This is a genomic window from Mediterraneibacter hominis, from assembly GCF_014287475.1.
GTDB classification, from domain to species: Bacteria; Bacillota; Clostridia; order Lachnospirales; family Lachnospiraceae; genus Mediterraneibacter; species Mediterraneibacter hominis.
This window is the reverse complement of sequence record NZ_JACOPF010000003.1, coordinates 279,647-299,917: the sequence shown is the minus strand read 5'-3', so window position 1 is coordinate 299,917 and position 20,271 is coordinate 279,647. Positions and strand designations below refer to the sequence as shown.

Annotated in this window: 15 protein-coding genes and 1 other annotated feature; of the genes, 4 read left to right on the top strand and 11 right to left on the bottom strand. The window is 42.8% G+C overall.

Features of this window, described 5'->3' with window-relative positions:
- The first annotated feature begins 15 nt into the window (after positions 1-15).
- Genes H8S37_RS14280 through rbsK form a run of 3 tightly spaced genes read left to right on the top strand, consistent with a single transcriptional unit; the run spans position 16 to position 3,742 of the window.
- A complete protein-coding gene (locus tag H8S37_RS14280) occupies positions 16-1,455 on the top strand; it encodes an ADP-ribosylglycohydrolase family protein (RefSeq protein ID WP_186876728.1) in 1,440 nt (479 codons plus the stop codon).
- Between the two features lie 29 nt (positions 1,456-1,484).
- Positions 1,485-2,831, top strand: a complete 1,347-nt coding sequence (locus H8S37_RS14275; protein ID WP_186876727.1) for an APC family permease — start codon at positions 1,485-1,487, stop codon at positions 2,829-2,831.
- 23 nt (positions 2,832-2,854) lie between these two features.
- Positions 2,855-3,742, top strand: a complete 888-nt coding sequence (rbsK, locus tag H8S37_RS14270; RefSeq protein ID WP_186876726.1) for a ribokinase — start codon at positions 2,855-2,857, stop codon at positions 3,740-3,742.
- A 21-nt stretch (positions 3,743-3,763) separates the two neighbouring features.
- Positions 3,764-3,902: a sequence feature (ribosomal protein L10 leader region), on the bottom strand.
- A 93-nt stretch (positions 3,903-3,995) separates the two neighbouring features.
- On the opposite strand, the gene rplA is transcribed toward rbsK, so the two are convergent.
- The 8 genes from rplA to H8S37_RS14230 all read right to left on the bottom strand — a co-directional run bounded on the left by rplA (position 3,996) and on the right by H8S37_RS14230 (position 14,043).
- Positions 3,996-4,688 carry a 50S ribosomal protein L1 gene (gene rplA / locus H8S37_RS14265; RefSeq protein WP_186876725.1) on the bottom strand — a complete coding sequence of 231 codons (693 nt, stop codon included), beginning with the start codon at positions 4,686-4,688 and terminating at the stop codon, positions 3,996-3,998.
- Between the two features lie 100 nt (positions 4,689-4,788).
- On the bottom strand, positions 4,789-5,214 hold the full coding sequence (rplK, locus tag H8S37_RS14260) for a 50S ribosomal protein L11 (protein ID WP_186876724.1): 426 nt from the start codon (positions 5,212-5,214) through the stop codon (positions 4,789-4,791).
- 55 nt (positions 5,215-5,269) lie between these two features.
- The gene (gene nusG, locus H8S37_RS14255; protein ID WP_186876723.1) at positions 5,270-5,788 is read right to left on the bottom strand and encodes a transcription termination/antitermination protein NusG; all 519 of its coding nucleotides are present in this window, start codon (positions 5,786-5,788) and stop codon (positions 5,270-5,272) included.
- 27 nt (positions 5,789-5,815) lie between these two features.
- A complete protein-coding gene (secE, locus tag H8S37_RS14250) occupies positions 5,816-6,013 on the bottom strand; it encodes a preprotein translocase subunit SecE (protein ID WP_186876722.1) in 198 nt (65 codons plus the stop codon).
- A gap of 21 nt (positions 6,014-6,034) precedes the next feature.
- Entirely contained in the window at positions 6,035-6,184 is a 150-nt protein-coding gene (gene rpmG, locus H8S37_RS14245) for a 50S ribosomal protein L33 (RefSeq protein WP_186876721.1), read from the bottom strand.
- Positions 6,185-6,366: 182 nt separating this feature from the next.
- Complete coding sequence (locus H8S37_RS14240; protein WP_186876720.1) at positions 6,367-9,159, bottom strand: leucine-rich repeat protein; 2,793 nt, start codon at positions 9,157-9,159, stop codon at positions 6,367-6,369.
- Positions 9,160-9,683: 524 nt separating this feature from the next.
- Positions 9,684-11,906, bottom strand: coding sequence for an autotransporter outer membrane beta-barrel domain-containing protein (locus H8S37_RS14235; protein WP_186876719.1), 2,223 nt, complete (start codon positions 11,904-11,906; stop codon positions 9,684-9,686).
- On the bottom strand, positions 11,896-14,043 hold the full coding sequence (locus H8S37_RS14230) for an efflux RND transporter permease subunit (RefSeq protein WP_243207212.1): 2,148 nt from the start codon (positions 14,041-14,043) through the stop codon (positions 11,896-11,898). Before H8S37_RS14230 ends, H8S37_RS14235 begins: the two co-directional genes overlap by 11 nt.
- Positions 14,044-14,464: 421 nt before the next feature.
- Here H8S37_RS14230 and H8S37_RS14225 point away from each other — a divergent pair, with 421 nt between their 5' ends.
- Positions 14,465-15,076 (top strand): TetR/AcrR family transcriptional regulator, encoded by a 612-nt coding sequence (locus tag H8S37_RS14225; RefSeq protein ID WP_186876718.1) that lies wholly within the window; start codon positions 14,465-14,467, stop codon positions 15,074-15,076.
- 98 nt (positions 15,077-15,174) lie between these two features.
- Here H8S37_RS14225 and H8S37_RS14220 read toward each other — a convergent pair whose 3' ends face one another.
- From H8S37_RS14220 to H8S37_RS14210, 3 genes are all read right to left on the bottom strand, one after another.
- Positions 15,175-16,323, bottom strand: a complete 1,149-nt coding sequence (locus tag H8S37_RS14220) for an AI-2E family transporter (RefSeq protein ID WP_186876717.1) — start codon at positions 16,321-16,323, stop codon at positions 15,175-15,177.
- Positions 16,324-16,381: 58 nt separating this feature from the next.
- On the bottom strand, positions 16,382-18,919 hold the full coding sequence (locus tag H8S37_RS14215; RefSeq protein ID WP_186876716.1) for an FAD-dependent oxidoreductase: 2,538 nt from the start codon (positions 18,917-18,919) through the stop codon (positions 16,382-16,384).
- A 274-nt stretch (positions 18,920-19,193) separates the two neighbouring features.
- The gene (locus H8S37_RS14210) at positions 19,194-20,261 is read right to left on the bottom strand and encodes a bZIP transcription factor (RefSeq protein ID WP_186876715.1); all 1,068 of its coding nucleotides are present in this window, start codon (positions 20,259-20,261) and stop codon (positions 19,194-19,196) included.
- Positions 20,262-20,271 lie beyond the last annotated feature (10 nt).

Genomic DNA, 20,271 nt, shown 5'->3' with positions numbered 1-20,271 from the left:
AAGGAATCTAATATTATGAAACATTTTATGGAAAATGACACATTTGGTCTGTATACTGCAAGAGTTTATTACGATTGGCAGCAGGCAAAAGATGAGGGACGGGACGTAGCACATCTGAAAGAAACGTGCCAGGCAATTCAAAAAAGATTCTATGCTGATGATCGTGCCGTTACTTTAGGGGACTATGAATTAGCATGTGCTCTTGAGAAGCAGATGAGAGAGGCGCCCATATTAAAAAACTATCCATATGACGAACCCTCCGACTATGCAGGAATTTTGGAGGCAAGACCAAAACACACAAAAAAAGTCGCTACTGTTTCAGATGAAGAAATGAAACGTCGTATACTAGGCGGATGGACGGGGAGGATTGCAGGATGTCTGTTAGGCAAACCTCTGGAATTTTGGAAATACAAAGATTTAAAAGGAATGTTGACAGAAACAAACAATTATCCCGTAAACCGGTATGTTTCTACAGAGGATTTCACGCCGGAGATGATTGAAAAATATCACATTGTAACTGGCACGCCTTTAAACAATCAGCCTTGGATCGATGAATTGGAAGGGTACGCACCCATTGATGATGACACTAACTATACGGTGCTTAATATGAAAGTAATGGAAGTTTTCGGTTACGAGTTTGATCCCGGCGATGTTTTATATGCCTGGTTAAACTGGCTTCCTGCGGGAGTGTGCTGTACAGCAGAAAGAGTTGCCTATAAAAATGCAGTAGAAGGATTTTCTGCTCCTGACACAGCCAGACTGGGGAATCCCTACAGAGAATGGGTAGGGGCACAGATTAGAGCTGAAATCTTCGGGTGGGTAAACCCAGGCAATCCCGAGGCAGCAGCCGAGGCAGCATTTCGTGATGCCTGTATATCACATACAAGAAACGGTATTTACGGCGAAATGTTTACTGCAGCAATGGTTGCCGCAGCAATGCACACAACAGATATAAAAGAAGTGATTCAGGCCGGTCTTAGAGAAATTCCTGAAAATTCGAGAATTGCAGAAGCAGTTCGTTCTGTAATTGCAGATTATGAAAGCGGAATGCCTCTAAAGGAAGCTATGGACAAAATACACCTCCTTCATAATGAAGATAATATTTTCGAATGGTGTCATATCATTCCGAATGAAAAAATTGTTGTCCTTTCTCTTTTATATTCTGAAGGAGACTTTACACGTGCGATTGGAAACTGCGTAGAGTGTGCTTTTGATACGGATTCTAATGCAGCGGTTGTCGGCGCCGTCATGGGAACGTTGTATGGTGTTGAAAAAATCGAATCCAAGTGGATCGCTCCACTTGGCGGTCGTCTCGCAAGTACAGTATTAGATGAGCCTATGAATGAAATAGCCGACCTTACAGAAAGAACTTTCAAGATTGCCAAACGCGAAATCACACCGGATACCCGGTTAAAACGCAGATATGACTATAATGAAAGTTTTGACATCGAGTAATTGTAAGTTCAAGAGAGGAGAAAAAATTTATGTCTAAAGATGGTCTGAAAAGGGAAATGGGACTTTTCTCTGCAGTATGTGTCTTAGTAGGAACTGTTATTGGCTCCGGAATTTTCACAACTCCTGGACAGATTGCGGCTACTGCCGGTTCTTTTGGTCCTAATATGCTGGCATGGGTCATAGCGGGAACCAGCGCCATACTTTGCGCTTTAGTTTATGCAGAGCTTTCTCCTGCAATGCCTAAAGCCGGAGGTTCTTATGTTTATATAGATGAAGCTTTTGGACATGGCGCTTCTTTCGTTTATGGCTGGTCTAGCATTTTAGGTAACTTTCTTGCAGTTATCGCGATGATGGCTACAGCGTTCGCAAGCAACTTTGCAGTTTTGTTCTCTGGGCTTAATCTATCAGTAACGGGACAAAGAATGGTTTCAACGGCGCTGATCATAATTCTTTCCTTGGTTAATATCAGAGGAGTTAAAAATGGTGCTATGGTACAAAACATTTTTACGATTGCAAAGATTTCCGTACTGGTTTCCGTTATCGTTGGTGGTATTCTCGCGTTAAGACCGGAAAATTTTACAACTACAGTAACGGAAACAGTACAGTGGGAAAGTTCTTTCGCCGCAGCAGTTCCTGCGTTGAACGCGTTTGGCGGATATTATGTACTTTCTTATATGAGTGGAGAAATCAAGAATCCTAAGAAAAATCTTCCTTTGGCAACTATTATAGGTATGGGGGTTGTTATCATCATCAATATGCTCCTTACTATCGCATGTGTTGGTTCTGTCGGCTTCGCAAACTTAGCCGGTTCCGCAACTCCTGTGAGTGCGGCGGCAGAAGTCGCATTTGGAAAAGTAGGTGCTACACTGATTACATTAGGCGCAACTATTTCCATTTTCGGCGCAGCCAATGGCTCTATGCTCAGTATGCCCCGTGTTGCTTATGCTATGGCTGATAATGATATGATGTTTCCTGTGTTTGCAAAACTACATCCTAAATATAAAACACCGTATATCACGATTATTATTTATGGGGTTATTGCTATTTTCTTTGTCTGGACCGGCAGTTTTATGACATTGTTGATGATGAGCACATTTGTCGGCTGCTTAAGTGAAGTCGCAGTATGTCTTTCCTTATTTATCTTACGTAAAAAGCAGCCTAATATGGAACGCCCTTTCAAAATGTGGGGGTATCCTATTACTGCAATTTTAGCTACGCTTATCACATTTGTGCTTGTGTGTTGCGTATCTCCCGAGCAGATTTTAAGCGGAAGCTTTTTAATGCTGACTTCTATACCGGCATACATGATTTTCAGAATTATTAGTAAGAAGAAGCGGGGTTCAAAAATAGAGTCTCCGATGGATTCTTCATTATAAATATATGAAGAAAGGAAAGTACCATGAAAAAAATAGGTGTAATCGGCAGTATTAATATGGATATGGCGGTGACTACTGAAAGAATCCCCAAAAGAGGAGAGACACTGAAAGGCGAAAATCTACAGTATATTCCTGGCGGAAAAGGAGCAAATCAAGCGGTAGCTGCTGCCAGATTAGGGGCGCAGGTTGAATTTTTTGGTTGTGTAGGAGAGGATGCTTTTGGAGAAAGGCTACTAAAAAATCTGCAGATGCAATCAGTGGGTACTGAATATATTAAAGTAGTTCCGAAAATATCCAGCGGACTGGCTATAGTTACTGTGGGAGAAAACGATAATACGATTATTGTAGTTGCAGGCGCAAACGATTATGTTGATATCGCCTACATTGATTCGGTAAAAAAACATATTCTGGAATGTGACCTCATAATGCTACAACATGAGATTCCTCAGGAAACCAATGAATATGTCATTCGCCTATGTAATGAAAACGGTATTGATGTTATTTTGAATCCTGCCCCTGCAAGACCTGTCAGAAAAGAGATTCTGGAAGAAGTAACTTATCTTACGCCAAATGAGCATGAAGCTGTGATCATGTTCGAAAAAGTGTATGAGCTGGAGAGGACAATGAGAAAATATCCGGAAAAACTAATTATTACACAAGGTTCCAAGGGCGTAAGTACTTGCTTAAAAAATGGTAAAATTTTTCATGTTCCGGCAAGAAAATCAAAAGCAGCAGATACTACCGGAGCAGGCGACACATTAAACGGAGCCTTTGCCGCAGCAATTATAAAAGATTATTCTACAGAGAAGGCTTTGGTGTATGCAAATATTGCGGCAGGTCTTTCCACAGAAAAAATAGGAGCACAGGAAGGCATGCCTACAGATAAAGAAGTTCGCCGGGAAATGGAATGACGCAATCTTTCTTCCAACGAAGATTAAACACTTGAAGCTGTCGCACATTGATGCGACAGCTCCATACACATTCAATACAAGAATTTTCGACTTCCTCGGCAGGTGTTTTCTTCTTATACCTTACGGTACCTGCTATCTTTGGCAGTTACTAATATAAAACAGCATGGTTTGGCCTTGATCGTGCAAAAAAACAAACCGCCGCAGCATAAATGAACATGTATGCTGCAACGGTTCTCTACACATCTTTATAAAATTACGCCAGCTTCAGTGGGTTGATTTTTACTCCAGGACCCATTGTTGATGTCAGTGTAACACTCTTTAAATACTGTCCTTTTACTGCTGCTGGTTTTGCTTTATTGATTGCGTCGATAAGCGTCTGGAAGTTGTCCGCTAATTGTTCTTCGGTAAAGGATGCTTTACCGATTGGCACATGGATAATATTTGTCTTGTCGAGTCTGTACTCAATCTTACCAGCTTTGATATCATTGATTGCTTTTGTCACATCCATTGTAACAGTTCCGGCTTTCGGGTTCGGCATTAAACCTTTCGGACCAAGTACACGTCCGAGACGTCCAACAACACCCATCATATCTGGTGTAGCAACAACCACATCAAACTCCAGCCATCCTTCGTTCTGAATCTTCGGAATCAGGTCATCTCCACCTACGAAGTCTGCTCCGGCTGCCTTTGCTTCTTCCGCTTTTGCATCCTTTGCAAATACAAGAATCCGTACTTTTTTTCCTGTTCCGTGAGGAAGTACAACTGCACCACGGATCTGCTGGTCAGCGTGACGTCCGTCACATCCTGTTCTGATATGAGCTTCGATTGTCTCGTCAAATTTTGCTACTGCTGCTTTTTTTACCAATGCTACTGCTTCATCTCTATCGTAGAGATTTCCTCTTTCGATCAATTTTGCAGCTTCGATATATTTCTTTCCTCGTTTCATTCTATATAACCTCCTTGTGGTATTGGCGGGAACGAACCCCTCCCACTTTTTGAATTCACAAATTTTTTATTCACGAATCAGTCCTTGCAGTTCACAATGCCTACTCTTCTACTGTTACACCCATAGAACGGCATGTTCCTGCGATCATGCTCATAGCAGCTTCTACTGTTGCAGCATTTAAATCCGGCATCTTTGTCTCAGCAATTTCCTGTAACTGTGCTTTAGTAATTGTAGCAACCTTTGTCTTGTTCGGCACGCCGGAACCTGATTTAATCTTGCACGCTTTCTTAATCAGAACTGCCGCCGGCGGTGTCTTTGTGATAAAGCTGAAGCTTCTGTCATTGTATACTGTGATAACTACAGGAATAATCAAATCGCCCTGATCTGCAGTTCTGGCATTGAACTGCTTTGTAAATTCAACGATATTCACACCGTGCTGTCCAAGTGCAGGACCAACCGGTGGTGCTGGTGTTGCCTTTCCAGCAGGAATCTGTAATTTGATATAACCTTCTACTTTTTTTGCCATTGTTCATTACCTCCTTGTGGTATTGGCGGGATTTTTTCATCCCTCCCACTCATTTTCAATCCATCTTTCTTACTTCTGAAAAACTAAGTTCAACCGGAGTTTCACGGCCAAACAACTCTACATTGATCGACAAGCTCTGTTTTTGTTCATTCATACTCTGAATCACGCCCACAGTGCCTTCCCATGCTCCGCTTAATACGGACACAGTATCTCCAACCGTAAAGTCCACAACCATGTTTTCCTGCTTGATCCCAAGCCGCGCCATCTCTCCTTCTTCCAGAGGTACCGGCTTAGAACCTGGACCAACGAACCCTGTCACGCCTCTTGTATTTCTCACAACGTACCATGTGTCGTCATTCATAATCATATGAATCATCACATAACCAGGAAACATTTTCTTCTGGCTTGCTTTCTGGACACCATTTTTCAACTCTACGACTTCCTGCATAGGAACCCGCACTTCCAAAATCTGGTCTTCCAGATGGCGGTTTTCAATGGTCTTATCAATGTTCGCTTTTACTTTGTTTTCATACCCCGAATAAGTATGAACCACATACCATTTTGCCTCTGACATAAAATCACCTTTCTGCTTTAAGTCCGGCTATTTCACCAATAAGTCTATTCCGTATTTTAAAATTGCATCAATTACTGCAATCAAAACTCCTACAAATACGGAAGTTGCAACTACTGCCGCCGTCTTTCTTGCAAGTGTTATCTTGTCTGGCCAAATGACTTTACGAAACTCTGCCTGAAGCCCTTTGAACCAGCTTTTCTTCTGAGTCTTTGCCTTCTCACTCATACGTCCACTTCCCTTCAGCGACTACTTCGTCTCTTTGTGCAGTGTGTGTGATTTACAGAACTTACAGTACTTTTTCGTTTCCATGCGTTCCGGATGAGCTTTCTTATCCTTCATCATGTTGTAATTACGATTCTTACATTCCGTACATTCCAATGTGATTCTTGTGCGCACAACTTCCACCTCGCTTTTAACATATTCACTACGTGTTATTGATGGTTGCGAAGCCATCCATTTTTAGGCATAAAAAAAAGACCTACTTCCATTCGCTAGAAAATTGTATCATAGCGCAGAATGGAAGTCAAGCCTTTTCCTTTTGTTTGTTTTTGTTTTTACATACTTCTATTCCTACTTATCTATATTTTTCTTTTACTCATCTTTTTCAGTAACATATATACAAGTACTGCTCCACTTCCTAAAATGCCCCATCTATATCCCTCTGTGTCATCTCCTGTTTTTACAGCTTTTTTGTTTACACCCTCTGCCGTTTCAGCGATTGTTATTTCGGAACTACAAGTATTCTTAGGATTTTCTGTAGTAATGTTATCAGAATGTTCGGAATCATTAGGCCACACTACAGTCCTGCCGGTAGTCACATTGTAATGTTCCGTATCTTCGGGGTAAAATGTCCAGGCATAGGCGGTACCACATGTCACTGTTGCACTGCTATCATCCCACTCAAATTTTCCTTTTACTTCAATTCCTACTGCGTTTTTCAAAGAACCTGACAACGCAACAGATGACAAAGAGACGCTGCTTTGGACTGGATCAAAAACAGGAGTACCCTTAGGGGTGCCCTTTTCAACAATAAAAATCCAGGACTGATAAGCATACTCGTCGTCGCTTTTACCCGACACTATCATCAAATAAGTCCCCAATTCCACAGGGGCAATTTTCTGAATTTCCTCCTGTGTCAATTTGCTTGCAGGCTGTTCCTCTAAATGTGCTTCGTCAAACCCGGTCTCACCCCAAGGATGAAAATGAACAGTAAATCTATCAATACTTCCAGCCTTCACCTGATCCAGATTTCCAGCAGGAACAATTCCCTCTCCTGTATATTCATAAAACCGTTTTTCTCCGGTAGAGGGCAGTCCGGCAAAGGAAACTTCCGTCATATCTTCTGACCGGACGATAACATTTTCCTGTATGGTCTGAGACAGATTTTCTTTATCCTCTGTAACGAAACAATAGTTGTCGTTAAGTAGTTTAACTATGACCTCGATTCCCTCCGTCTGATTGTCTGTAACATTTATAGGCAGATAGTGGTATTCATTAGAACCACCGCCCGCATTATATACAAAAACGATGTCAACTCCCTCAGACAGAGTGATTTCCTTTGTTCCAACTTTGTATTTATCCCCTTCTTTTACAGCCTGATAAAATTTTGCAAATCGAGAGAATTCAGGCGCCATTCCCGTATACGAATATGTAATAGTCCCCTGTGGGTTCTCATTTTTGCCAGTTCCAAAAATAAGCGGCATAGCAGTAACCTCTATGTCGACACTCAGGACAGCTCGACCGCCATTGTCCGTAACAGCTGTAGCAGTAATAGTAGTTTTTCCCCGTTTCTGAGCTGTTATCTGTCCGTCAGAGACAGTGACAATGGAAGGATCTGTAGTTTTCCAATCTGAAATGGTAACACCCTTAATAAAGGGGAGTGGCTGGGTAGAACCATATTCAAGAGAAACAGGATCTATATTGACTGCAACCCATCTGGCATAGTATGTTTGACCTGCTTCGGCAGTTGTAGAAGCGGTACCCGTACATTCTTCGTTACTATACCATCCATCAAATACATATCCTTCTCTAATTGGGATTGCAAGCGTATTGGATGCAAACTCTGTTTCTTCTGGAAAAGAACCGCCGTTCGTCACTAAAATTGCCGTAGCTGTTCTGTCATAACAGATTCCTATTTCGTCTGCTCTTTCTTTTGAGTCTACCAAAATTACGCTGTTATCAACCATTGGTTTGAGCCTAGTATTATTTTCATTTGCTATTCCAATACTCTCAACATTCAATAGATCTAATACAACTAAGTCGCCTTTTTGTTCTGAAGGAGTACTGTCTGCTTTTGAAAAAGCAACTCCGTTAAAAGTAACCTTGGGACTATAGAAAACCAGTTTTTTCAATGAAGCACACCCTGTATATGGCTGCTGCATCCAGTTGAGTTCACTGGTTGTCCTGATTTCCAGCTTTTCCAGCCCACAATTGACAAATGCAGAACTTTTAATTTCTTCCAAAATGCTATTTTCATCAAATTCAATCGTCTTCAAGCTAGGATCATTTTTAAATGTTGTATTTGAAAGTATCTTAATTGTATTGGATAAGCGAACATACTCAAGAGCACTGCATCCACTTGCCAGCATCAGCGGGGTCTCTTCCACAGATGCATGAAACAACAGCGATTTTAAGGCTGTACTGTTAGAACAAATATACGTCCCAACCGTCTGTACCGTAGCAGGTATCTCCAGCGATACCAGACTAGAATTAGCAAAACAATATTCTCCAAGCTCCAATACTGTTCCGGGAATCTGAAGTTCTTTAAATTGGGCATATTGCATAGAGTGCCCTTCCACCTTCGTAACTCCGTCCGGAATTGCAAATGCTTCCGTTGTTTTCGCGCTCGGGTAAAAACATAGCTCAATTCCTTCTCCATTATTTTTGTAAATAATTCCGTCCTCTATATAAAATTCTCTGGAACTATTTTCTCCTTCCGCCAGGCTAAAAGACTCTAAATTAACACAGGCCAGGAATGCATACTCACCTATACTATTTACAGAAGCAGGAATTGTCATTTCTGTAATAGCGCTGCTGCGAAATGCATTTGCTCCAATCCTGGTTACACCTTCTTCTATTTCAATGGCAGTAATCGCGCTTCTCTCTGAAAACCAGGGTTGTCCATTACTTGTATAATCTGCCATTGCCCCGCTGCCAGAAATAGAAAGTGTATAAGTACTTCCATCACTGTTCGTAGTCAGCGTCCATGTAACACTGCTTTCATTCCCCTCCTCTCCGCAATTACCCGATTGAATATTTGCATTCATACTACTCTTTCCACTATCTGGCTGATCATCCGTTGCAGATACCGTCGTAGAAATTATCCCTACGAGCAGGCATAACAACAGGCTTATTGCCCCTCTCTTTTTCATATACGTCTTCCTTTCTTTTTTCTATCCCATTGCCTATATATAGAAATATATTCTCTGCATTTATCTATACCTTATCGTTCGAAGCTAGCCCTCCCGGAGGGAATGTATTACGGTGTGCCCTTCAGGGTATATATTTCTACACATGTAGTCTTTATTATTTTACCCCCCCCCGGTATATTTTTGTCAACCTGTTATTGCATCTCCACCTGCAAAGAATGTTCGTACCCTTTATTACGTTTGCACAAACCATTGCTTTAAGTTTGCTATGTATTCTCAAATATATTTAACTGCATTTATAGCGAAAAGAAAACTCCCACTAAGAAAAATGGGAGTTTTTCGGTGTTCTTATATTTTCAAGCTTTGTAGCCATTTTGTCACTTTCTAACTGTTATCGGCGGAGATAGCACAAAGTAGAAGTCAGGTCTTTTCCTGTTTTGAATTAAATGCACAAAATCCGCCTTTTTACTCTTTTCTAAATTTTTCAGGCTTTTGCAAAATGTATTATAACAGTTAATAAATTTCTTTTATTCCGTTACAAAAATAAATTTCACATGCCCCTCCATTTCATCCGATATACCACTGAAATTATTATACTTTCTGGAGGCATCCAGCATTTCATTCATTTTAGCCAGAAGGCTTCCCACGTCTCCTTCAAATACATCCGTCAATTTTTCGATCCCTTCTTCATTGAACTGCAACATTCCGTCATTTAAGGCAGCAGCACCTTCATCTAACTGTACAACCCCATCTATCAGTGCGCCAGAACCACTCTGCAGCGTGCCCAGTCCGGCCGTCAGTGTATTCGCTCCGCTGTTGAGTGCCTCTGCTCCTTCGGAAAGCCCATTTGCTCCTGTATAAAGTGCGGATAGTCCGGCTGCCAGCCCATCTTCCCCTTCTACTCCGGCAAGCAGGCTGGAAGTTCCCCCTTTCAGTTGTGTCATTCCCTCTGAAACCTGGGCGACAAGTCCTTCCTCCCCGCTTACTGCTGTTTCCAGAGACTGCATACCTGCCGCAATACCAGGGGTTCCTGTGGCAGGATTTCCTTGATTCAGCGCTGCGTCAAGCTGTGCGATCCCGCTTCCTACTGCTCCCTGTGTACTCAACGCCGTACTTAAGGTCTGCGCGCCTGCCGCCAGTCCCTGCTCTCCATTTAATGCCTGATCTGCGGTATACAGTCCATTCTTCACTGCTTCTGCTGCTGCCAATACTTCTGCCGGCGCTGCCGTACCTTGCGCCTGCCGCTGCACATTTACAGAATCTCTTGTCTGCTGCTCTGTCGAAAGAGAGGCAATTACATCCTCTAACGCCGCTGCCGTCTCACCTGTGACAGCGCCGCTGTCAACTAGGTTTTGCAGCGCGGCAATTTCCTCTTGGCTGGAGGTTGTATCTATGGCCCCCATCTCCGACGACATTGTGTTTAAATAAGTATATACACTTTCTGCCCCCGCATATAGGGTACCTGTACTTCCTGCGAGTCCGTCTATCCCTGAACTGACAGACTGTGCGCCGGAAGCGACGGTTTCCATATTTTCATTTAATGCTTTTGCTCCCGCCGCGACTTCTCCGATCCCTGTATTCAAATCAGCTATGGAACCAGACAAGGTGGGAAGCTGTACTTCTAACTGCTGTTGCATCTGCGTGGCTCCTGCATCCAGGCTTGCAGCGCCAGGCGCCAGAACAGAGGAAACCTGACTGGAGGCTGTTCCCAACCCGTCTGTCACCTGTTGCGCGCCGTCCGCCAGGGTAAGCGTTCCCTCCTTAAGTTCTGCTCCTCCGTTTACTAAATCCTGTATTCCATCTGTCAGTGTACCGGAGGAGGACAGCAGTGTGTCCAGGCCTGTCTTTAACTCACCCGAACCACTCACAAGCTGATTTGCCGCACTCTGTAACTCTGCCATAGAACTCTTCAAGTCCGAAATACTGTTAAATTGCTCTGTATCTATTTCATTAAACACATCATTCGCAGCAATCGTTATCGCTTCCGGCGCCTGATATTCCTTCACATCTGCCTCTATTTCAAAATATTCCGGAATGTCCAGAAGATCCGTTCCCAGCTCCTCCTGCATTTGCGGCATACCGATTCCCACCGCCATGTCCCTGCTTCCGTCAGAGAGCAGCTTTCCATTTGTCACAGCAACATTGGAGAATACATCCCCGTCAAAAACAACTCCTGTGGCCATCAGAAAAGGAACATATCCGCCTGTATTTTCCCTGGATATATTTTTATAGGTATAGCGCATCACCAGATGCCCGCTTTTCCCCTCCAGTTCTTCTGCATTGATCTGTTTTCCGTCTAATTCATACGTAATCTCGATGCCGACGGGTAGCTTTTCCTCTGTTGTCCCCTGGTAGACAATATCCTTTCCCTGTCCGTTCCATACAAGCTTCTCATCATCGTTTGAGAAAGTTTCGTCTCCTTTGACATTTTTTATATTCTGCAGCTGTGACGTATCCTGAATATCTGTCTTATTTGTCACATTGCGAAGCTGATCGGAGACAATAACCGATTCCACAGCTCCCTGCCCATTTACTTTCGCATATACTGTCTCGTCTTTGACCGGCCGTACCTCTGTTGTACCTCCTGCTTTGGATGTTGCTTCTGTGTTGTCAGCCGGTTTTGAAACTTCCTCCGTCTCTATGCTGCCAGAGCTTTCCTTTGCATATAAGGGCTGTGATGTAAAACTCCCCACAGTCAATGCCAATAAAAGAGCCCCCGCAATTAACATCCTATATTCTCTATTTTTCATGTTGTCTACCTCCATTCTCTATTTTAGAAACCTGTTTGAAGCTTCCCTGCTCCACTTTGCCCTTCTTGCCCAGAAATCCAACAGACAGCCGGCAGATCGGTTTATCGAAAATCATAAACATGGCCGGAAGCACCAATATTACAACACACATACTGATAATGGCGCCTCTTGCAAGCAGCGTACAGATAGAACCGATCATGTCTACCTGCGAATAGCACGCCACGCCGAAGGTCGCCGCGAAAAAGCTCAAACCACTGCTGATAATAGAAAGCATACTTGTTTTGTGCGCAATGGAAATTGCTTCTTTTTTGCCTCTGCCTCTCTGCCTTTCTTTCTGATAGCGGCTTGTCATCAAGATCGCATAGTCTACCGTCGCTCCCAACTGAATCGTTCCTATCACAATGCTTGCTACAAATGGAAGGCTCACTCCCTGATAATAAGGAACCGCCATGTTTACAAAAATGGCAAACTCAATCACCGATACGAGAATCACCGGAAGCAAAAGAGACTTGAATACCAGCATGATAATCAGGAAAATTGCGATAATCGAAATCGCATTGACGACTTTCAAATCTATGTCTGTCACATCCTGCAAATCTTTCATCATAGGCGCTTCCCCGATCACAAGTGCCTTGTCATCATAAGATTTTACAATCTTGTCTATGGATGCAACCTGTGTATTCACTTCTGGTGTCGCCGAAGCATACTCGGAGCTTACAAACGCCAACTCATATTTATCACTTTGCATCATACTTTTTATGTCGTCCGGCAACATGGTATCCGGAACGGCCGGACCTACAAGCGAATTTAATCCAATCGTCCACCGCACGCCTTCTACCTTTTCAATCTCTTCCAGCATGCCGCTTTTTTCCTTTGCGCTTAAGTTCTTATCCATAAGAATCATATGTACATTTTCCATGTCAAACTCTTTTTTTAATTCCTCATTTGCCACATTGGACTCCAGTGAATCCGGCAGAGACTGTGCAATGTTGTAATAGATTTCCGTATGATTATTCCCATAGATTGCCGGAAACAGCAGCAGAACGAACAAAGCGATCCATACCTTATAATGTTTCGTGATAAATGCAGACGGTTTGTCGAGATTTTTAATAAGAGGTCTGTGCCTCGTTTTTTCAATCGGTTTGTCAAAAATTAGAATCAAAGCCGGCAATAGCGTCACACAGCAGAGCACACCGATAATAACGCCTTTTGCCATGACAATTCCCAAATCCTTCCCCAACGCAAATGTCATAAAGCACAGCGCTGCGAATCCTGCTACTGTAGTTACAGAACTGCCGACCACAGACTTAAACGTATTTGCAATGGCATGCCCCATTGCCCTGTCTTTCTCCCCTGGAAAACGCAGCTTGTTTTCCTCATAGCTGTTCAACAGAAAAATAGAGTAATCCATTGTAACTCCAAGCTGCAGCACTGCTGTCAGCGCTTGCGTAATATAGGAAATCTGTCCTAAGAAAAGGTTGCTTCCCATATTGTAGACGATCGCCACTCCAATACTTAGAAGGAAAAATACAGGTACCAGGAAGGAGGTTCCTGTCAGCTCTAATATTAAAAACGCCAGTGCCGCGGCAATCACAACATAGATCGGCAGTTCTTTCAAACAAAGATTTTTAATATCTGTGACAATTCCTGTCATTCCACTGATAAAGCACTGTTTGTCTGCAATCTGTCTCATTTCTGTTAATGCATCCATCGCTTCATCCGATGACGTCGTATTGTCAAACAATGCCAGCATCATTGTGGCGTCTCCATTATAAAACACCTCTCTTATATCCTTCGGCAGCATTTCTGCCGGCAGAGAAAGGTCTGCCACATCATCATACCAGAGTACATCTTTGACATGAGGCACTTCGCTGAACTTCTCCTCCAGCTTCTGAACGTCTTTTAACTCCATGCCTTCTACAACCACCATAGAAAATGCACCCATTCCATACTCGTCAACCAGTATATCCTGCCCTTTTACTGTTTCCAGATTTTCCGGCAGATAACTTAATAAATCATAATTAATTCTGGTCTTAGCGATTCCAATTATAGAAGGAATCAACAGCAAAACTCCCATAATCAGAATGAATACCCGATGCCTGGCTATCCATTTCCCAGTTTTTATCAATCCAATCATCTCCTGACTTTGCGCGTACAGCAGATTCATCAGTCATATCTGCCTGATTGTTAATCGGCAAAATCTACACCATGCGCATATAATTTTTCTTTACAGTCTCATTATACGCAAAACTGACTAATAGTCAATATAAAAAATGAATTTTGGTCATTTTATTGACATTTTCTTATTTTCCATACATAATATAAATAGGATTTGACATTGCAATGGAATAATTTATATCCACGCCAACGTAAAAGAAGGTATCACAATGTGCCTTTCGGAGTATACCCTAAAGGGCACACCGTAATTCATTCCCTTCGGGATGGCGGGCTTTGCCCGACAAGGTATACCCTAAAGGGCATACCGTAATTCATTCCCTTCGGGATGGCGGGCTTTGCCCGACAAGGTATACTTTTTTGTTTCAGAGGAGGTTATGAGAATGGGGAAGGTAGAAATAAAAAAGAAAGAAAAGAAAAACGCGTTATTTCAAAACGCATTTGATTTGTTTATAGACAAGGGCTTTGCAAAGACTACCATCTCAGATATTGTAGAACGCTCCGGACTGGCGAAGGGAACTTTCTATCTTTATTTTAAGGACAAATACGATCTGCGGGACAAGCTGGTAGTCTATAAAGCCGGACAGCTTTTTACAGATGCACACAATGCTTTAAAGAAGTATCCAGACATGGATTTTGAAAAGCAGCTTCTTTTTGTGACAGATTATATTATTGAGCGCTTACAGGCACAACATAATCTGATGAAATTCATTTCCAAGAACCTTTCCTGGGGAATTTTCCGAGACACCTTTTCCAATACAGTTCCACAGGAATCTGTCCCCTTCTATGAATATTACCTGGAATCCATGAAAAAAAGCCATATTATCTGTGCGGAACCAGAACTGCTGCTGTTTACTATTATTGAACTAATCGGTTCCACCTGCTACAACTGTATTATTTTAGAGCAGCCCGTCTCTATGGACAAATATCTGCCTTATCTGCACCAGTCTATTCTACAGATTTTCCGTTCATTTACCAAACGAGAACAGGTATAACAAAGTGGACAAGTCCCCTTCAACTCCCCTATGATATAAAACGAGCGCCGGTGTATGGGATGCACTTTACTGTATTTTCCCACCCACCGGCGCTGTCTTTAAATTTTCACTCCTTTTCCTTTGAGCCTTTTATATACACTTTCTCGAAACAGGCTATAGATAACCGATACAATCGGAATGAAAATTAACATTCCGACTACCCCCATCAGGCTGCCTCCGATGCTCACCGCAGCCAGTACCCAGATAGACGGCAGTCCTACAGAGTTGCCTACCACCTTAGGATAAATCAGATTGCCTTCAATCTGCTGGAGTACCAAAAACATAACGATAAATATCAGCGCTTTCACCGGATTCACCATCAAAATTAAAAACGCCCCTACAAAGCAACCGATAAATGCGCCAAAAATCGGTATCAAAGCTGTAAATGCAATCAAAATTCCTACCAGAAGCGCATACGGCATCTGGAACACTGTCATAGCGATAAAGAACATCACGCCCAAAATCAATGCCTCCAGACATTGTCCTGCAAGAAAACTGGAAAAAATCCTGTATGTTAAAGAGAATACATCCAGCAGCCATTCCACCCATTTTTTCGGCAGATATGCAAGCATTACCTTTTGAATCTGGACGGTTAATTTTTCTTTCTGTAACAGAATATAGCACGCAAATACAAAAGCAATCAGAAATGTCGCTACTCCGCTTATAATCCCTGTTGCAGCAGACACTGTAGAATTTACTACATTTCCTGCACTGCTGCGGAAAAATTCAACTATACCGTTTATAATTTTATCCCAGTCCATATTCACTTCTTCCAGCCACGCCAACACTTCTTTATTGTCTACAAAGAGGTCTTCCAGCCACCTCTGCGCCCTCGGCACAAAATCTCCGATACTTGCCCCAAGAGAGAGAAACGTCTTGCCAAGCTCTGGAACAACGACAAACATCACAAGTACCACAATTCCCAATACCAGCAAAATCGTAATTATCATACTGACCGGACGCGCCAGCTTTTTCATATATTTATTCTGAGCCCACCGTTTATGGCTGAAAATCTTGTCTTCTAAAAAACTCATAGGAACATTCAGCACAAAGGCAATCGCCCCGCCCAGAAGAAATGGGAACATGATTCCAAAAAGATAAGAAATCCCCTCAAATACTACTTCATACTTCCAGAGAGCAATCAGGATTACAATCGTAAATACAATCAAGCCTCTTAATTTTTTTATTGTTTCTTTATCCAGATTCATTCTTGTCTCCTTACATCCTGTCTACCTTAAATTCTTGTCTGCCTTCAATGCGTATCCCTTATTCTTCCATAACCTCTTTGTAGGAGGCCCCCTTTTCCAAATCTGACGTTAGTTTTGCCATCTTAGATAAATCACCGATTAAGATCACTCCACACAGCCGGTTATTCAGAAAATAGTATTTATGATACTGTCCTTTTCCCATATCCTGAAATTCTACTGTCTTGTACAGTAAGTTTGGATTTTTCCCATTATCCCCCGCAGCAAATAATGCAGTATTCATTCCATGGAATGTAAGCGCCGCAGATACCGGTGTATATTCTGCACCTTCTCCCGCCGCGTTCGCACCGGCAACGCGTCCTTCCTCTGATGCCTCCGGCCAGATCGCATAATTCAATCCCTGGTACTGTGCACAGTCACCGCATGCATACACTCCCGGCACATTTGTTTCCATCCGGCTGTTGACAACCACTGCCCGTTCTGTCTCTATGCCTGCTTCTTTCGCCAGTGCGGTATTTGCACGCACACCTGCTGATACAATTACTAATTCCGCCGGATACACATGCCCGTCTGCCGTCCGAACCCCAGTAACGTGTTCTTTCCCTTCGATCGCCTCTACGGATACACCCGTATGGATATTTACACCATTTTTCTCTGCGATTTTCTTCAGCAGCTCTGCTGAACCTGTATCGAGCTGACGCCCCATGAGTACCGGAGCTACTTCCAGCACTTCCACATGCAAGCCTCCCTTTTTCAGTTCCCAAGCTGCTTCCAGTCCAAGTACACCGCCTCCGATTACAACAGCATTTTTAGAATTCTGCATTTGTCTTTCAACCTTCTCTACATCGGACAAGCGTCGAATTGCAATCACCTCCGGCAAAGTGCTGCCTTCCATCGGTGGTACAAAGCATTCGCTTCCAAGAGCATAGATTAGTTTTGTAAAATGTATTCTGCTGCCGTCGTCCAGACAGACTTCTTTATTCTTCATATCTACTGTTTCCACCTGTCTGCCGAGCATCTGATATATATTGTTTTCCTCATACCAGTCTGGCCCTTCTATTGCAATCTGTTCCGCTGTAAGCCCTGCCACAATAGATTTTGTCAGCATAGGACGGTTGTAGGACGGATATTTCTCATTAGAAATCATAATAACTGTCCCTGTTTTATCCCGTTCCCGAATCGCCTTTGCCGCCTGAAAGCCCGCGGCTCCATTCCCAAGGATGACATAATACTCCTCTGTATTGTTGACAAATCCACTCTCCTCTACTGTGACCGGAACAAAATTTTCTTTTCCTACACCACATACCGGACAGATTTCCAGAGAAGAATCAAAAATTTCTCCGCAGACCAGACATTTCACAAGCGTCCTCGTCCCTTTCTTCTGTGGACGCACTGGTTCCTTCTCCTGCACAAGACAGCCAAACTGATAACCATACTCATAGGCGCTTACCAAATCTGCCTCTGACGGTTTAAAGCGAACCCGGAAACCTTCTGACACTTTCATGCGGAGCTGCTTTAGTCTCTGCGTAATATGGGGAACTCCCTCTCCGCTCCAGCCATAGCTTCCAAATGCCGCCGCATATTTCCCGCCATGCGTACCTGCAAACATATTCAAAGTCAGCTCCCAGATCGGACGAAGCGCCTCCCCTACTATCGTCGGCGTACCAAGAAGAATTCCGTCTGCATAGAGCAGCTCTTCGTTTACCTTCTCTGTATCTGCCTCTACCATATCATAGGAACGTACCTCTATATCTCCACTGTCTTTGATTCCTTCTGCTATTTTCTCTGCAAGTGTTTTCGTGTAACCGTAAGCGCTTACATAAGGAATAATGACTGTTTTTTTAGAATTTGGATTTTCTACAGAAGACCATTCTCTATACTGCTTCATCACCGCTTTAATCCGTTCACCTACAAGCACCGGACCATGTCCCGTACAGACCATTGTTATGTCCATATGCTCCACTCTGTCAAGCGCCTTTAACATAAATGGCTTAAACGGCCCGATAATACAGTCGTAATAATATTTCAGCGCCTTCTGGTAGTCGGCTTCTTCTTTAATTTCCGTAGAAAGAACTTCTGGCAGACAATAGTGGGAACCAAAAGAATCGCAGGTCACAAGTATCTGCTCTTCTTCAATAAATGTGTACATTGTATCGGGCCAGTGCAAATTAGGCACAAACATAAAACGCAGCGTTTTGTTGCCTATTGTCATTTTCTGCTCGTCCTTTACTGCAATGCTGACAAAGTCTCTGTTCACAATTTCTTTTAAAAATCCGATTGCACATCCGGTCGCCAATATCTTCATTTGCGGACTGTAGTCCAGAAGCCTCTCCACGCTGCCTGCATGATCCGGCTCTGTATGGCTGACTACCAGATAATCAATCTTTGTCACATCAATAACTTCTTTTAGTTTTTCCAGATATTCATCGAAAAATTTTGCCTTTGCCGTCTCGAATAGTACAACCTTTTCTCCTGCTTTCATCACATAGGAATTATACGTCGTTCCAAATTCTGTATACATGATAATGTCAAACACCCGAAGCTGTTCGTCTATAATACCTGTCCAATAAAAATCATCTCTTAATTTTACCGCTTTCATAAAAAACCTCCTTTTAGGTTATGAAAATTTTATCGTTCTGACATATATAAGGAACTATTTTCCAACATATATAACTTAATTATACCACAAATCAGCTTACAATACCCATCAACTGTTATTTTTATTAAAACAGCTCTGCCTATCTGTCAATATCCATATATTTATAAACCGCTTTGTGATTATTTTATAACACAAAACACCCCGGACAGAAAATGCCCGGGGTGACAGACTTTTGACAGTATAATCCATATGTATCTATTTGTTCCAAAGAAATTTAGAAGGTATCTCCCATAATCATTTCGCAGTAGCTACCAAAAATAAATTCTTCCTTAACTTGGCGGATAAACTTTGCATCCGTAATCAGCCGGTAAATTGTTACAGCCATTCCCCCAATATCAAGTTTTTGCATATCACGCTTTATCGCTGCCACTGCTATATTACTTGAAGCCGCGATCAAGTTGGAATAGCTAAGAATCTTTCTTGTTCTTACTTCATAGAGTTTTTGTTCCATTTCTGTACTTCCTGTATAAAACAATTTATGAATTACCGCAATCAGCTGATTAATAAATGATGCAAGAGCCATTCCCCTTGTAATGCTCCACATATCAATATGCCATACGGACAGCATTTTTTTGGCAAGTTCGTTATCTGCCATTGTGATAAACGGAACAGGAAGTCCCAGCTCCGTGAAATAATCACTGCCGAAATGGATAGCCTGTCTTGCCACAGATACCGCCAGCAATTTAGGCTCCTTTATAGAATAAGAGACCGCACGCTCCAGCATCCCCACCGCGCCCATAGGGTAATGACGGATTATCCTCATATCCTTTACCTGATAGGTTTCGAAATCCATTTTTGTAAGGGAATTCGTCATAATATTCGCCGTGCCGAATACCCAGCCCAAAATCGGATCATGCCCAAGCGTGCGGTACCGGTGCGTCATGCCAGAAAGCCCTGTATCAGACACGTGAACTCCTGTCCGGATTGCATCATATGGAACGCTCTGCGTAAGAACTTCCTGCCATGCCGGGGGCGCCGGCGAAAGCGCTCTGTCAACCATAGCATCTCCTTGCGCCGCGCTGATACGGCATTTTTCATTGGAAAGCAGATATTGTCTGGCCATTTGCAGCCCCGCTGCCAAAAACAGGAATACCATATCTGTCCTTGTCAGTCCTGTCTGTCTGCAAAAGCGTTCATCAAGATCGTCAAGTATCTGCTCTGTGTTTTCGACAATATTGCAGACACGCTCGGCTTCCATATGCTCCTTTTCCAGTTCTCCGATCGTATTATCCAAATCATCTATTATCTTCTTTTTTCTTTCTCTATAATCTTTACTGCTCATATTTCTTCCT